The organism is Rhodovulum sp. BSW8, assembly GCF_003314725.1.
Lineage (GTDB): Bacteria > Pseudomonadota > Alphaproteobacteria > Rhodobacterales > Rhodobacteraceae > Rhodovulum > Rhodovulum visakhapatnamense.
The window spans coordinates 186,172-201,480 of record NZ_QNVX01000012.1; the positions used below are offsets into that span (position 1 = coordinate 186,172).

General features: G+C 68.3%; 15 protein-coding genes. 11 read left to right on the plus strand and 4 right to left on the minus strand.

Features of this window, described 5'->3' with window-relative positions; all coding sequences use genetic code 11:
* Positions 1-22 precede the first annotated feature (22 nt).
* Positions 23-502, minus strand: coding sequence for a DUF1499 domain-containing protein (locus DSD19_RS09180; protein ID WP_075785360.1), 480 nt, complete (start codon positions 500-502; stop codon positions 23-25).
* Positions 499-1,479, minus strand: a complete 981-nt coding sequence (gene speB, locus DSD19_RS09185) for an agmatinase (protein ID WP_113669350.1) — start codon at positions 1,477-1,479, stop codon at positions 499-501. Before speB ends, DSD19_RS09180 begins: the two co-directional genes overlap by 4 nt.
* Positions 1,480-1,577: 98 nt before the next feature.
* Between speB and mazG the strand changes: the two genes are divergently transcribed.
* From mazG to eno, 9 genes are all read left to right on the plus strand, one after another.
* Complete coding sequence (gene mazG / locus DSD19_RS09190) at positions 1,578-2,432, plus strand: nucleoside triphosphate pyrophosphohydrolase (RefSeq protein WP_371412566.1); 855 nt, start codon at positions 1,578-1,580, stop codon at positions 2,430-2,432.
* A 124-nt stretch (positions 2,433-2,556) separates the two neighbouring features.
* The gene (locus tag DSD19_RS09195) at positions 2,557-3,564 is read left to right on the plus strand and encodes a Fe(3+) ABC transporter substrate-binding protein (RefSeq protein ID WP_113669351.1); all 1,008 of its coding nucleotides are present in this window, start codon (positions 2,557-2,559) and stop codon (positions 3,562-3,564) included.
* Positions 3,565-3,679: 115 nt separating this feature from the next.
* Complete coding sequence (locus tag DSD19_RS09200) at positions 3,680-4,618, plus strand: nucleoside hydrolase (protein WP_113669352.1); 939 nt, start codon at positions 3,680-3,682, stop codon at positions 4,616-4,618.
* A 304-nt stretch (positions 4,619-4,922) separates the two neighbouring features.
* Complete coding sequence (locus DSD19_RS09205; protein ID WP_113669353.1) at positions 4,923-5,537, plus strand: VPLPA-CTERM sorting domain-containing protein; 615 nt, start codon at positions 4,923-4,925, stop codon at positions 5,535-5,537.
* Positions 5,538-5,666: 129 nt separating this feature from the next.
* A complete protein-coding gene (locus DSD19_RS09210) occupies positions 5,667-7,106 on the plus strand; it encodes a YdiU family protein (protein ID WP_113669354.1) in 1,440 nt (479 codons plus the stop codon).
* Positions 7,107-7,204: 98 nt separating this feature from the next.
* Positions 7,205-8,470 carry a sodium:proton antiporter gene (locus DSD19_RS09215; protein WP_113669355.1) on the plus strand — a complete coding sequence of 422 codons (1,266 nt, stop codon included), beginning with the start codon at positions 7,205-7,207 and terminating at the stop codon, positions 8,468-8,470.
* Between the two features lie 2 nt (positions 8,471-8,472).
* The gene (locus DSD19_RS09220; RefSeq protein WP_075785354.1) at positions 8,473-9,447 is read left to right on the plus strand and encodes a zinc transporter ZntB; all 975 of its coding nucleotides are present in this window, start codon (positions 8,473-8,475) and stop codon (positions 9,445-9,447) included.
* 104 nt (positions 9,448-9,551) lie between these two features.
* Positions 9,552-10,427 carry a DMT family transporter gene (locus DSD19_RS09225; RefSeq protein ID WP_075785353.1) on the plus strand — a complete coding sequence of 292 codons (876 nt, stop codon included), beginning with the start codon at positions 9,552-9,554 and terminating at the stop codon, positions 10,425-10,427.
* 48 nt (positions 10,428-10,475) lie between these two features.
* A complete protein-coding gene (gene eno / locus DSD19_RS09230) occupies positions 10,476-11,753 on the plus strand; it encodes a phosphopyruvate hydratase (protein ID WP_075785352.1) in 1,278 nt (425 codons plus the stop codon).
* A gap of 135 nt (positions 11,754-11,888) precedes the next feature.
* Here eno and DSD19_RS09235 read toward each other — a convergent pair whose 3' ends face one another.
* Positions 11,889-12,134: a hypothetical protein gene (locus DSD19_RS09235; RefSeq protein ID WP_133260392.1), complete on the minus strand. Its 246-nt coding sequence runs from the start codon at positions 12,132-12,134 to the stop codon at positions 11,889-11,891.
* A 265-nt stretch (positions 12,135-12,399) separates the two neighbouring features.
* Between DSD19_RS09235 and DSD19_RS09240 the strand changes: the two genes are divergently transcribed.
* Entirely contained in the window at positions 12,400-12,828 is a 429-nt protein-coding gene (locus DSD19_RS09240) for a cupin domain-containing protein (RefSeq protein WP_113669357.1), read from the plus strand.
* Positions 12,829-12,831: 3 nt separating this feature from the next.
* On the opposite strand, the gene DSD19_RS09245 is transcribed toward DSD19_RS09240, so the two are convergent.
* Entirely contained in the window at positions 12,832-13,926 is a 1,095-nt protein-coding gene (locus tag DSD19_RS09245) for an anhydro-N-acetylmuramic acid kinase (protein ID WP_113669358.1), read from the minus strand.
* Positions 13,927-13,992: 66 nt separating this feature from the next.
* Here DSD19_RS09245 and tyrS point away from each other — a divergent pair, with 66 nt between their 5' ends.
* Complete coding sequence (gene tyrS / locus DSD19_RS09250; RefSeq protein WP_113669359.1) at positions 13,993-15,246, plus strand: tyrosine--tRNA ligase; 1,254 nt, start codon at positions 13,993-13,995, stop codon at positions 15,244-15,246.
* Positions 15,247-15,309: the final 63 nt, after the last annotated feature.

Sequence of the window (15,309 nt, forward strand, 5' to 3'; positions counted from 1 at the left end):
TCGCGCGAAAGCCGGGGGACGGTCAAGAGGCAGGCGGGGCCAGCCGGGCCTCCAGCGCGGCCTGCCAGTCGGCCAGCCGCTTCGCGTTCACGCCAAGGTCGGAATGGCCGTAGCGCGAACGGGAAAACGCGGCCCAGGTCGCCCCGCCCTCGACCGGCAGGATGCGGACCGAGATGTAATCGGGAAAGCCCCAGAGCGCCGAGCGCTGGACATAGGTCATGAAGAAAGCGCCGGGCGCGCCCGCAAGGCGGGACGTGCGCGGCTGGGCCAGCGCCACGGCGTCGAAAGCTTCGGCCAGCGCCTCGGGCGTGACCGGATAGACCGGGGCGGCGCGGTCCCCGCCTTCGGGACGGACGAGCGCCGCATTGGGCGTCGCGGGTTTCGCGGCGGTCAGCGGGTCGACATGCCAGGTCTCGGGATCGTCGGGGACGGTGCGGAACCAGACCGCGCCGCCCGCCGCGGCAAGCCCCAGAACCAGCAGGACAAGGGGAAGGATCTTCATGCGCCGTCCTCGGCATCGGGGCGCCGGGTCCAGCCCCAGAGGCAGATCAGTTCGACCGCCACATGCGCCCCGGCAATGGCGGTGACGCCGGTCGGATCGTAGGGCGGCGAGACCTCGACCACATCGCCCCCCACCATGTCGATCCCGCGCAGCCCCCGCAGGATCGACGCCGCCTGCGCGCTGCTCAGCCCGCCCCAGACGGGTGTGCCGGTGCCCGGCGCGAAGGCCGGATCGAGCGCGTCGATGTCGAAGCTGAGATAGGCCGGGGCCTCGCCCACGATCTCGCGCACCCGGGCGGCGGTGGCGGCGGGTCCGTGTTCATGCACGAAGGGCGCGTCCAGCACGGTGATCCCCATCGTATCGGGGTTGTCGGTGCGGATGCCGATCTGGACCGACCGCGCCGGGTCGATCAGCCCCGCCTTGACCGCCTTGCCGAACATCGTGCCATGATCGATCCGGGCCATGTCGTCATCGGCCCAGGTATCGGTATGGGCGTCGAATTGCACCAGCGCCAGCGGCCCGTGCTTGGCCGCATGGGCGCGCAGCAGGGCCAGCGACACCGAATGATCGCCGCCCAGCGCGATGCAGGCCGTGCCCGCCTTCAGGATGCCCGCGACATGGGCCTCGGCCCGGGCCGGAAACTCGGCCACGCTGGCATAGTCGAAGGCCATGTCGCCGTAATCGACGATGTCGAAGGCGTCGAACGGGTTGTAGCCCCAGCCATAGGGAACGTCGAAGGCCTGCAGCGTGCTGGCCTCGCGGATCGCGCGCGGCCCGAAGCGGGTGCCGGGCCGGTTCGTGACCGCCTGATCGAAGGGAATGCCGGTGATGGCCAGATCGACGCCCGCAAGATCCTTGGTCAGGCTGCGGCGCAGGAACGATGTCACCCCCGCAAAGGCGTTCTCGTAGGCAAGCCCCCGGTGCCCCTTGCGGGTGATCGCCCCGTCCACCTCGGATTTCGCGTCTTCCAGTGCCATCGCATGCCCCCTCCTGCACCCCGCGCAGGATAGCGCGCGGGTTCCCTTTCGCCAGCCCCGGCTTTACACCCCGGCCTGTCTTTGTCCAACTCCTGCCGATGCCAGATTGCGAGGCCCAGATGACCGAGGATTCCGACCGCCTGATCCGTGACCCCAAGGGCGGCCTGCCGCGCCTTCTGGAAATCATGCGGCGCCTGCGCGACCCGAGGACCGGCTGCCCCTGGGATATCGAACAGGATTTCCGCTCGATCGCGCCCTATACGATCGAAGAGGCCTATGAGGTCGCCGACGCCATCGAGCGCGAGGCCTGGGACGAGCTGGAGGGCGAACTGGGCGATCTGCTGCTGCAATCGGTCTATCACGCGCAGATGGGGGCCGAGGCGGGGCTGTTCGACTTTCACTCGGTCGCCGACCGGGTCTCGGACAAGATGGTGGCGCGGCACCCGCATGTCTTCGGCAGCGAGGATCGCGACAAGTCGGCCGAACAGCAGACCCGCGACTGGGAAACGATCAAGGCGGCCGAACGGGCGGGCAAGAAGGCGAGGGGCGTGCTTGACGATGTGGCGCTGGCGCTGCCCGCGCTGACGCGGGCGGTCAAGCTGCAAAAGCGCGCGGCGCGGGTCGGCTTCGACTGGCCCGAGACGGCGCAGGTTCTCGACAAGATCGTCGAGGAGGCGCAGGAACTGGCCGAGGCCCGCGACCGGCTGACCGAGGCCGAGGTGTTCGAGGAATTCGGCGACCTGCTGTTCGTGGTGGCCAATCTCGCCCGCCACCTGAAGATCGAGCCCGAAGAGGCGCTGCGCGCCGCCAATGCGAAATTCACCCGCCGGTTCAACGGCATCGAGGCCCGGCTCGCGGCCATGGGCAAACGCCCCGAGGACTCGGACCTGGCCGAGATGGACGCGCTTTGGGATGCGGTGAAGGCCGAGGAAAAGGCCAGGGCCGGGCGCTGACGCCCGAGACCCGTTCACGCCCGATCAAGCGGATGTGAGCGGGCGCCCCCTGCGGCACCTTGACCCGACAAAAATTGTCGGATTTAACCCTGACCGGAACGCACCAGACCGGACAGGAGATCCCATGACCTTGCGCATTGCCCTTGCGGCCACCGCCGCGGCGGCCACGCTGGCCCCGACTGCCCAGGCCGATGTGAACATCTATTCCTATCGCCAGCCCGAGCTGATCCAGCCGATCCTCGACGCCTTCACCGAGGATACCGGCATCGCCACCAATATCGCTTTTCTCAACAAGGGCATGGTCGAGCGGCTTCAGGCCGAGGGCTCGCGCAGCCCGGCCGATATCATCCTGACGGTCGATGTCGCGCGGCTGGCCGAGGCGGTCGATGCGGGCGTGACCCAGGCCGTCGACAGCGACACCCTGGTCGAGAAGATCCCGGCCGCCTTCCGCGACGCCGACAATCACTGGTTCGGGGTCACCACCCGCGCCCGGATCGTCTATGCCGCCAAGGACCGGGTCGATCCCTCGGAAATCACCACCTACGAGGATCTGGCCGACCCGAAATGGAAGGGCCGGATCTGCACCCGCTCGGGCACCCATGCCTATACGCTGGCGCTGGTGGCGGCGATGATCCACCACCATGGCGAAGAGGCCGCGAAGACCTGGCTTGAAGGCGTCAAGGCCAACCTGGCGCGCAAACCCCAGGGCAACGACCGGGCGCAGGTCAAGGCGATCTGGGCCGGCGAATGCGACATCTCGCTCGGCAACACCTATTACATGGGCCAGATGCTGAACGACCCCGAGCAGGAGGCCTGGGCACAATCGGTCAATGTGCTGTTCCCGGTCTTCGAGGACGGCGGCACCCATGTGAACATCTCGGGCATCGCCATGACCAAGGCCGCGCCGAACCGCGAGGACGCGCTGAGATTCATGGAATACCTCACCTCGGACCATGCCCAGGAGATCTATGCCGAGGTCAATTACGAATACCCGGTCGTGCCCGGCACCGGCCCCTCGGATCTGGTGAAAAGCTGGGGCAGCTTCACCGCCGATGACGTGAACCTCATCGCCCTGTCGCGCGACCGTGCGGCAGCGCTGCGGCTGGTCGAGGAAGTCGATTTCGACGGCTGAACCGGTTTCGGGCAGGGCCTCCACCGGACAGGGCCACTGACCCGAAAGGCGGGCGCGCTGGACATCCCGGCGCGCCCGCGCCACGTTGCGGGGCCAGCTTCCCCGGAGACCCCGCATGCCCCGCAAGATCATCATCGACACCGATCCCGGCCAGGACGACGCCGTCGCCATCCTGCTGGCGCTGGCCAGCCCCGACGAGATCGAGGTTCTGGGCATCACCGCCGTCGCCGGAAACGTGCCGCTGGCCCTGACCCAGAAGAATGCCCGCATGGTCTGCGAACTGGCCGGACGGCCCGATATCCGGGTCTTCGCGGGCTGCGACCGGCCGTTGGCGGGCGCGCTTGTCACCGCCGAGCATGTCCATGGCAAGACCGGGCTCGACGGCCCCGCCCTGCCCGACCCGACCATGCCGCTGCAGGATGCCCATGCCGTCACTTTCCTGATCGAGACGCTGCGCGCCGCCCCCGAGGGCGAGGTCACGCTTTGCCCGCTGGGGCCCTTGACCAACATCGCGACGGCCCTGCGCGAGGCCCCCGAGATCGCGCCGAAGATCCGCGAGATCGTGCTGATGGGCGGCGCCTATTTCGAGGTCGGCAACATCACCCCCACGGCCGAGTTCAACATCTTCGTCGACCCCGAGGCCGCGTCCATCGTCTTTGCCTCGGGCGTGCCGCTGACCGTCATGCCGCTGGACGTGACCCACAAGGCGCTGGTCACGAAGCCGCGCAACGACGCGTTCCGGGCGCTGGGGACTGCCGCGGGCGAGGCCGTCGCCGCGATGACCGACTTCTTCGAGCGCTACGACCGCGAGAAATACGGATCCGAGGGCGCCCCCCTGCACGATCCGTGCGTCACCGCCTACCTGATCCGGCCCGGCCTGTTCCGCGGCCGCCACGTCAATGTCGAGATCGAGACCGAGGGTCGCTTCACCCGAGGCATGACCGTCGCCGACTGGTGGGGCGTCTCGGGCCGCGCCCCCAATGCGACTTTCATGGGCGATATCGACGCAGACGCATTCTTCACGCTGCTGACGGACAGGCTCGGCCGACTTTGACCGCGTAAAACCGCCGGGAGCGGAAACTCTATTCTCCAAGCCCCGCCCGTTTCAGAGCCGCTTGCGAAACTCACCCAAAACGCGAGTTCTTTTCTGTCTTTCCCCAAATGAAAAATAACTTGAGAAAAACCCAATTCATATCAATGATTTGAGAAACAAAACCCTCGGCGCCCCCTGCGTCGGATTTGCCCCCTCCGGCCATTGCCGTCAGCTTTCCTTGCCCGGGAGCGCCGCATCTGTTAATAAACTGTTACCTGCAATATTTCGCAGGATTTCTGACTTTACTACGAACGGGGGAATACACATGTCCAGAATGACTTATGCCGCCGCTGCTGCGGCAGTTGTCCTTGGTGCGGGGGCGGCATCGGCCGCGACGTTCGACTTCACGACCATGTCGCTCGATTCCAGCCACCAGCTGACCGTCGACGGGGTCACGGTGACCGCCTATGCCGGCGTCTATCGCGACTTTCCCAACCCGGACACCATCGTGCAAACCGACTGCTCGACCACGTCCTCCTGCGACCGGTCCGTCTATCAGGGCGACCATGGCCTGGGCGTCACCGGCTTTCTCGACGGTCCCTATATCGACGGTTTTCTCGGCAACGACCTGCTGACCCTGTCGTTCAGCCAGACCGTCGACTTCTCGGCGGTGCTCTTCTCGTTCTGGGGCAATTCCGACAGCTTCGACCTCTTCGTCGATGGCACGCTGGTCTCGCCCGAAGAGCGGTCGGGCCCGAACCCCTATCCGCTGAGCGGGCTGCGCGGCACCTCGATCAGCTTCGGCGCCGATGCGATGGACGATTCCTACAAGCTGGCCTCGATCACCGTGGCACCGGTGCCGCTGCCGGCGGCGGGGCTGATGCTGCTGGGCGGCCTTGGCGGCCTGGCCGCGGTCGGCCGTCGCAAGAAGAAATCCTGAGACCGGTTGCATCCGCGGCCCTCAGGGCACCTGACAGACCCGCAAGCCCCCGGGACCACCCCGGGGGCCTTGCCCGTACCGGGAAACCGTCCCGCTGGAAAGCCCCGGCGCCCGGCCTATCTCGGCGGCATGACCCTTTCGATCCGCTTCGACAATTCCTATGCCCGCCTGCCGGACCGGTTTTTCAGCCGTCAGGCCCCCGAACCTGTGCGCGCGCCGCGGCTGCTGGCGCTGAACCGGCCGCTGGCCGAGGCGCTGGGGCTCGACCCCGAGGCGCTGGCCTCGCCCGAGGGCGTCGAGACGCTGGCGGGCAACCGCCTGCCCGAGGGCGCCGAGCCGCTGGCCCAGGCCTATGCCGGGCACCAGTTCGGCGGTTTCGTGCCGCAACTGGGCGATGGCCGCGCGATCCTTCTGGGCGAGGTGGTGGCGCCTGACGGCACCCGGCACGACCTTCAGCTGAAGGGCGCGGGCCGCACCCCCTATTCGCGGATGGGCGACGGGCGCGCCTGGCTGGGCCCGGTGCTGCGCGAATACCTGGTGTCCGAGGCGATGCACGCGCTCGGCATTCCGACGACCCGGGCGCTGGCCGCCGTCGCGACCGGCGAGGAGGTGATCCGCGAAACCCGCCTGCCGGGCGCCGTGCTGACCCGGGTCGCGGCCAGCCATGTGCGCGTCGGCACCTTCCAGTATTTCGCGGTGCGCAAGGATACCGACGCGCTCGAGGCGCTGGCGCGCCACGTGATGGCCCGCCATTACCCCGAGACCGAAACCGTGCTGGATATGCTGGGTGCGGTGCTGGCCGCCCAGGCCCGGCTGGTGGCGCAATGGATGGGGGTGGGCTTCATCCACGGGGTGATGAACACCGACAATACCTCTGTCGCGGGCGAGACCATCGACTATGGCCCCTGCGCCTTCCTGGACGGCTATCACCCGGACACGGTCTTCAGCTCCATCGACCAGTTCGGGCGCTACGCCTACGGGCGGCAGGCCGATATCGCGGTCTGGAACCTGGCTCAGCTGGCCACCTCGCTGCTGCCGCTGATCGACCCCGACCGCGAGCGCGCCATCGAGGCCGCGACCGCAGCCCTGCACGGCTTTCCCGATCTCTTCAAGGCGGCCTGGCTCGATGTCTTCCGCCCCAAGATCGGGCTTGGCACCGCCGAGGACGGGGATGCCGAGCTGATCCACGGGCTGCTGGACCTGATGGCCGCCGAACGGGCCGATTTCACCAACACCTTCCGCGATCTGGCCGAGGGCCTCTCGCCCGGCAGGCTCCGCGACCGCGCGGGGATCGAGGCCTGGACCGGGCGCTGGCAGGCCCGGCTCGACCGCGAGGGCACCGCCGCCAGCGCGGCCCAGACCCGGATGCGCGCCGCCAACCCCGCCTATATTCCCCGCAACCACCGGATCGAGGCGGCGATCGCGGCCGCCCGCGCGGGCGATCTGGCCCCGTTCGAGCGGCTGCATCGGGTGCTGGCCCATCCCTTCGATCCCCAGGACGAGGCCCGTGCCTTCCGCGCCCCGCCCGCCCCCGGCGAAGAGGTCCGCCAGACCTTCTGCGGCACCTGACGCCGCCCCCTGACGGGGCGTTTCCGCTTTGCCCCGTGCTGGGATCGGGCTAGCCATGGTTCCCGACTGCGTCCCCTCAACGACCCCTGGACCCCGGCATGCCGCCTCTTCAACTCGCCTCGCTGCTGATCGTGCTGGCCGCACTGTTCGGCACCATCAACTATTTCGTGCTGCGCCTGCCGCAGGCCATCGGCATCCTGCTGGTCGCGCTCATCGTCTCGCTGGCCGCGATGGCGCTCGATGCGCTGGTGCCGGGGCTCGGGATCGGCACCGGGTTGCGCGACCTGGTCCTGGGGATCGACTTTTCCGACGCGCTGCTGGAAGGCATGCTGGGCCTGTTGCTGTTCGCGGGCGCGCTGCATGTCAAGGTCGAGGACCTGCGCGCCCAGGCGCTGAGCGTCTTCGTGATGGCAACCATCGGCGTCGCGCTGTCGGTCGCGGTGGTGGGCGTGGGCTTTTCCTGGCTGACCGGCATGCCGCTTCTGGTGGCGCTGGTCTTCGGTGCCGTCGTCTCGCCGACCGACCCGGTAGCGGTGCTGGGGGTGTTGCGCGCGGCCAAGCTCAGCCGGTCGCTGGAAACCACCATCGCGGGCGAGAGCCTCTTCAACGACGGGGTGGCCTATGTGGTCTTCCTGATCCTGATCGGGCTGGCCTTCCCCGCGGCCCATGCCACCCATGGTGCGGCGGGAGACGGAAACGCGGTCGTTGCCGCGGCGATGCTGTTCCTGCGCGAGGCGGTGGGCGGCGCGCTGCTGGGCGGCGTGCTGGGCTGGCTGACCTTCCGGGTGATGCGCCGGATCGACGACTATGCGCTTGAGGTGCTGATCACCCTGGCGCTGGCCTTCGGGGGCTACGAACTGGCGGTGGCGGCCGGGGTCTCGGCACCGATCATGGCGGTGGTGGCCGGGCTGATGATCGGCCATGTCGGCATGAAATACGGCATGTCGGACGAGACCCGGAAATATGTCGATGCCTTCTGGAAGATGATCGACGAGATCCTCAACGCGGTCCTGTTCCTGCTGATCGGCATCGAGGTCTTCGCGGTCGCCTTCGACCTTGACGGGATCGAGACGCTGGTCGCGGCGGTGGCGCTGTCGCTGGCGGCAAGGCTCGTGTCGGTCGCGGTGCCGGTCTTGCTGATCGGGCGCCGCCAGGGCTTTGAACGCGGCACCATCCCGATCATGACCTGGGGCGGGCTCAAGGGCGGGATCTCGGTCGCGCTGGCGCTGAGCCTGCCCGAAAGCGAGTGGAAACCGCTGATCCTGACCGCAACCTATGTCATCGTGGTCTTCTCGATCCTGGTGCAGGGGCTGTCGGTCGGCGCGCTCGCCCGCCGCTTCAGCCGCGAACCCAAACTGGTCTAGCCATGACCCCCGTCCCGCCTCACCCTCTGGCCGCCTTCGACATCGGCCCCGACGGCACCGCACGGCCGATCGCCGAAGCCTGGCCCGCCGCCGCCCCCGGCCCCGGCGCCGCCTGGCGGTGGCTGCATTTCGCGCTGGCCGATCCGGCGCTGGCCGACTGGACCGAGGCGCATCTGCCCGCCGTCGCGGCCGAGGCCATTCTGCAGACCGAAACCCGTCCGCGCTGCACCCCGCTCGAGGGCGGGCTCATCGTCAACCTGCGGGGCGTCAACCTCAACGCCGGCGCCGAGCCCGAGGACATGGTCTCGCTGAGGATCTGGGTCGCGCCGGGGCTGGTGGTCAGCGTGCGCCGCAGCAAGGTCTTCGCGCTTGACGATCTGCGCCGCGCGGCCGCGGCCGGGACCGCGCCAACCAGCCCCGGCGCCTTCCTCGCCGAGATCGCCGAGGGCCTGACCGACCGGTTCGAGGCGGTATCGGTCCAGCTCGAGGACCTGACCGACGCGCTGGAAGAGGCGATCCTCGAACGCGAGGACGAGGATCGCGCCGTCGATCTCGCGCCGCTTCGGCGCAAGGCGATCCGGTTGCGCCGCCACGCCGGGCCGCAGCGCGAGGCGCTGGGGCGGCTGTCCGAGGGGCAGAGCGCGCTGATCGACGCCGAGGCACGCATCCTTCTGGGCGAAAGCGCCAACCGCGCCGCGCGCACGGTCGAGGAGCTTGACGCCGTGGCCGCCCGGCTGGTGGCGCTGCATGACCATCTGGAAGGCCTGCGCGGCACGGTGATGGCGCGGAACGGCTATGTGCTGTCGGTGGTGGCGGCGATCTTCCTGCCGCTCGGGTTTCTGACCGGGCTGTTCGGAGTGAACGTCGCGGGCATGCCGGGCACCGCCAACCCCTGGGCCTTCGCGCTGCTCTCGGCGGCCAATGTCGTCCTGGCGCTCGGGCTTCTGGCGCTGTTCCGGCTGTTGCGCTGGCTGTAAGCCCAGGCCCCGTCCGGCGGGCCGGACAAACGGCGATTTCACTTTCCTCTGGCGCTTCAGGCCGATAATCGGGACCGACACCCTTTCCTGAGGACGCCCGAAAAATGGACAACATGCGCGGCATCATGCTGATGATTGCGGCAATGGCCGCCTTTGCCGTCGAGGACATGTTCGTCAAGAAGGTGGCCGCGACGCTGCCGATCGGGCAGATCCTCACGCTTCTGGGGCTGGGCGGCGGCATCGTCTTCGCGCTGATGGCGCTGCGGCGCGGCCAGCGGCTCTGGTCGCGGGCGCTTCTGAGCCGACCGGTCCTCTTGCGCAATTTCGGCGAGATCGTCGGCACGCTCTGCTATGTCACCGCCATCGCGCTGACGCCGCTGGCCTCGGCCTCGGCCATCCTGCAGGCGACGCCCCTGGCCGTCACGCTGGGCGCCGCCCTCTTCATGGGGGCGCAGGTCGGCTGGCGGCGCTGGACCGCGATCTCGGTCGGCTTTCTCGGGGTTCTTCTCGTCGTGCGCCCCGGGCTCGACGGTTTCGAGCCCGCCTCGATCTTCGCGGTGATCGCAGTCTTCGGGCTGGCGTTGCGCGATCTCGCGACCCGGGCCACGCCGCGCAATGTGGGCTCGCTTCAGCTATCGGCCTATGGCTTCTTCATGCTGGTGCCGGTGGGGCTGGTGATGATGGGGCTCGGCCAGGCCCCCGTGGCGATCGACCGCGCCGATGCGATCTCGCTGTTCGGCGCCTTGGTGATGGGGGTCGCGGGCTATTACGCCATCGTCGAGGGCATGCGCGTCGGCGATGTCGCCGTGGTGACCCCGTTCCGCTATACCCGGCTGATCTTCGCCCTCGTCATCGCCATGCTGGCCTTCGGCGAGCGGCCCGACGCGCTGACGCTGGTGGGCGCGGCGGTCATCATCACCTCGGGGCTCTATACCCTCTGGCGCGAACGCACCCTTTCCCTTCGCCGCGCCGGACGCTAGAACTCGGCCCGAGTTTTTCTTCGTGCATTAGAAAGGGACTGCCCCCCCATGAGCACCATCATCGACATCATCGGCCGCGAGATCCTCGACAGCCGCGGCAACCCCACCGTCGAGGTCGACGTGATCCTCGAGGACGGCACCATGGGCCGGGCCGCCGTGCCCTCGGGCGCCTCGACCGGCGCCCATGAGGCTGTCGAACGCCGCGATGGCGACAAGTCCCGCTACATGGGCAAGGGTGTTCTGGACGCCGTTGCCGCCGTCAATGGCGAGATCGCCGAGGCGCTGGTGGGCTTCGACGCGACCGAGCAGGTCGCCATCGACGCCACCATGATCGAGCTCGACGGCACCGAGAACAAGGGCCGCCTCGGCGCCAACGCCATTCTCGGCGTGTCGCTGGCCGCCGCCAAGGCCGCCGCCGATTACACCGCCCAGCCGCTGTACCGCTACGTGGGGGGCACCTCGGCCCGCCTCCTGCCGGTGCCGATGATGAACATCATCAATGGCGGCGAACATGCCGACAACCCGATCGACATCCAGGAATTCATGATCATGCCGGTCAGCGCGGAGACGATCCGCGACGCCGTGCGCATGGGCTCGGAAGTCTTCCACACCCTCAAGAAGGAACTGGCCGCCGCGGGCCACAACACCGCCATCGGCGACGAGGGCGGCTTTGCGCCCGCGCTGAACTCGACCCGCGATGCGCTCGACTTCATCCTGAAGAGCATCGAGAAGGCGGGCTACAAACCCGGCGAGGATATCTATCTCGCGCTCGACTGCGCCTCGACCGAGTATTTCGAGAACGGCAAATACGAGATGAAGGGCGAGGGCCTCAGCCTGACCGCCGCCGAGAATGTGGACTACCTGTCGAAGCTTTGCGCCGACTATCCGATCATCTCGATCGAGGATGGCTGTGCCGAGGATGACTGGGACGGCTGGAAGCTGCTGACCGACGCGCTGGGCGGCAAGGTGCAGCTGGTGGGCGACGATCTTTTCGTGACCAACCCGAAACGGCTGGCCGATGGCATCAAGGCCGGGGTCGCCAACTCGATGCTGGTCAAGGTGAACCAGATCGGGTCGCTGACCGAGACGCTGAAGGCCGTCGATATGGCCCATCGCGCGCGCTACACCAACGTCATGTCGCACCGCTCGGGCGAGACCGAGGACGCCACCATCGCCGATCTGGCGGTCGCCACCAATTGCGGCCAGATCAAGACCGGCTCGCTGTCGCGCTCGGACCGGCTGGCGAAATACAACCAGCTGATCCGCATCGAGGAAATGCTGGGCGAAACCGCCGAATATGCCGGGGCCTCGATCCTGCGCGGCTGATCCCGACAGCCCAATGACAAAAGAAAGGCGCGGCCCCCGGGGCACGCGCCTTTTTCCTGTCCGGCGTCTGCCAATTGGCCGCAGCCGGCCCCGCGACCTGCCGTCGCAGTTCCGGCTTGCATGCCCCCGTCTACATCAGTATACCAACTTGTAGACCCCGTAGGCCGAATCGCGGCTCATCAGAGCTTCGATAAGGGCTTTGCCATCGTCTGTCGGCTGACCCAGATCGTCCAGCCATCCGCGGCCGCGGGCAACCTGATCTGCGGGGGCGCGGGAAAGCCCCATGCAGAAGAGGGTAAACCCCAGAATTCGCGACACAATATCGTCGTTGGAAAGGTTCTCGCGCCGCTCGGGCGCATCGGTGTCTTCGGTCATGCTCATCCTTGTGTCCCCTTGCATGGCGACAACAGGAAAACGCCGCCGACCCCCTGACGGGATCGCCGTTTCAGATCTTGCAGCAGGCGGAAGATTTTCCGCGCGTTTTCCGTTGCCTATGGGACGTGCTCCTAGCACCTTTCTTATTCGGTTTCATGTCCCCTTCTCGGGGTCCACAGGTATGACCGGCGCCCGCTGGCCGAAATCCGCCGCCCGCCCGCCGGCGGCAAACCGGCTTCCCCCACAGACCCCGCCCCGCTAGGCTGATGCCATGACTGCGGACGAGATCATCGCGACGCTCCGGCTTGCCCCGCATCCCGAAGGGGGCTGGTATCGCCAGACCTGGGTGGCCGAGGCCGCGCCCGGCACCCGGCCCCCCGGAACCGCGATCTACTACCTGCTGGCCGAGGGCCAGCGCAGCCACTGGCACCGGGTCGATGCCGACGAGATCTGGCTGTATCACGCGGGCGATCCGCTGGAACTGACCGTGTCGGCGACCGACGCAGGACCGGCCGCGCCGATGATCCTTGGGGCGGATCTGGCCCAAGGCGCGCGGCCCCAGGGCCTCGTTCCCGCCGGTCACTGGCAGGCCGCGCGGCCGCTGGGCGCCTGGACGCTCGTCAGCTGCACGGTCAGCCCGGGTTTTCGCTTCGAGGGGTTCGAGATGGCCCCGCCCGGCTTCGACATCCCCCGCGCCTGATCCTCAGGGCATCGAGATCCGTCCGCCCGAGACCGGCCGGTCAACCCCGGTCGTGCCGGGGCAGGAGGTCGGCAGGCCGCGCGCCACCCGCACCGCGAGATAGGCGAAGGCCTGCGCCTCGAGCATGTCGCCATCGAGCCCCAGCGCCTCGACCGGCTCCACCGAAAGCCCCGTCCGCGCGGAGATCATCCGCATCAGGACCGGGTTCCGCCGTCCGCCGCCGGTGACCAGCAGCCGCGCGGGCCGCACCGGGCAAAGCGCGATCCCGGCCGCGACCGAGGCCGCGACGACGGCGGCAAGCGTGGCGGCGGCATCGGCATCATTCAGCCCCGCGACCCGATCCAACAGCCCGGAAAAGGCGTTCCGGTCCAGCGACTTGGGCGGCGGCGCGCGGAAATAGGGCTGCTCCAGCAACCAGGCCAGCACCGCCTCGTCCACGCGCCCCCCTGCGGCCAGCGCGCCGTCGCGATCGCAGCTCTGGCCCAGCCGCGTCTGCATCAGATCGTCGATGGGCGCATTGGCGGGGCCGGTGTCGAAGGCCAGCAGCGCGCCCTCGTCCTCGGGGCGCGCGCGGCCGGGATCGACCCAGGTCAGGTTGCCGACGCCACCCAGATTGAGGAAGGCGACCGGTGCGGTCAGCCCGGCCCGGCGCGCGCAGGCGAAATGGTAGAAAGGCGCCAGCGGCGCCCCCTGCCCGCCCGCGGCGACATCGGCACTGCGGAAATCCCAGACCACGGGCAGGCCCAGCGCGCGCGCCAGCGCCGCGCCATCGCCCGCCTGATGGGTGCCGCGCCCGCCCGGATCGTGGGCCAGCGTCTGGCCATGCACCCCCGCCAGATCGGCGCCCGGGATCCGCGCCATGACCTCGGCATGGGCGGCCTCGACCACGGCCGCCGCCGCGGCCACGCCCGGATCGCCCGGCCAGCCCCCAAGGGCTGCCGCCAGCACCGCCCGTTCTTCGGGGGAATAGGGCCGGTAGGCGGAGGGGCCGAAGCCGAAGACGGTCTTGCCATCGGTCTCGATCAGGGCCGCGTCGACCCCGTCGAGCGACGTGCCCGACATGGTCCCCAGCACCCGCACCGTCCCGCTGTCGATCATGGTCTTTCCCTCCCGGCCTGCCGCCGATATATCACGGCGGAACTTTAACCCAAGGGACAAGAGGCAATGACCTATCACCCGAAATCGGACTTCCTGCGCGTGATGATCGAGCGCGGCTTTCTGGCCGACTGCACCGATTATCAGGGCCTGGACGAGGCTCTGATTGCGGGAGTGGTCCCGGCCTATATCGGCTTCGATGCGACGGCCAAGTCGTTGCATGTGGGCGGCCTGATCCAGATCATGATGCTGCGCTGGCTGCAGAAGACCGGCCACAAGCCGCTGGTCCTGATGGGGGGCGGTACCACCAAGGTGGGCGATCCGTCCTTCCGGGCCGACGAACGCCCGCTGCTGACACCCGACCAGATCGAGGCGAACATCGCGGGCATCCGGCAGGTCTTTGCCAAATACGTCAGTTTCGGCGACGGGCCGACCGATGCGTTGATGCTGAACAACGCCGAATGGCTGGACGGGCTGAACTACCTCGACTTCCTGCGCGATGTGGGGCGGCATTTCTCGGTCAACCGGATGCTGTCTTTCGAGTCGGTCAAGTCGCGGCTCGACCGGGAACAGTCGCTGTCCTTCCTCGAATTCAACTACATGATCCTGCAGGCCTACGACTTCATGGAGCTGAACCGCCGCTATGGCTGCGGCCTGCAGATGGGCGGGTCGGACCAGTGGGGCAACATCGTCAACGGCATCGACCTGACGCGGCGGATCATCGACCGCGAAGTCTACGGCCTGACCTCGCCGCTGCTGACCACCTCGGACGGCAAGAAGATGGGCAAGAGCCAGTCGGGCGCGGTCTGGCTGAATGCCGACATGCTGAGCCCCTACGAGTTCTGGCAGTTCTGGCGCAACACCACCGATGCCGATGTCGGGCGGTTCCTGAAGCTCTACACCGAACTTCCCCTCGGGGAATGCGAACGCTTGGGGGCGCTGGAAGGCAACGCCATCAACGACGCCAAGATCGTGCTCGCGAACGAAGTCACGGCGCTGGCCCATGGCCGTGCGGCGGCCGAGGCGGCCGAGACGACCGCACGCGAGGTCTTCGAGAAGGGCGGCGTGGGCGAGGACCTGCCCACGGTCGCGCTGAGCGCGGACGAACTCGCCGGGGGCCTTTCGGTCGTGCAGCTCATCACCCGGGCAGGCCTTGCGAAATCGGGCAAGGAAGCCAAGCGGCTGATCGCCGAGGGCGGCGCCCGTCTGAACGATGAACCGCTGTCCGATGCCGGGCTGATGGTCGATGCCGCGATGCTGGCCGAGCCGATCAAGCTGTCGGCGGGCAGGAAGCGTCACGCGCTGGTGCGGCTGGGCGACTGAGCCTGAACCGGACCCGAAAAAGGCGCCGCGCGGGGACTGTCCGCGCGGCGTTTTTTCTTGCCC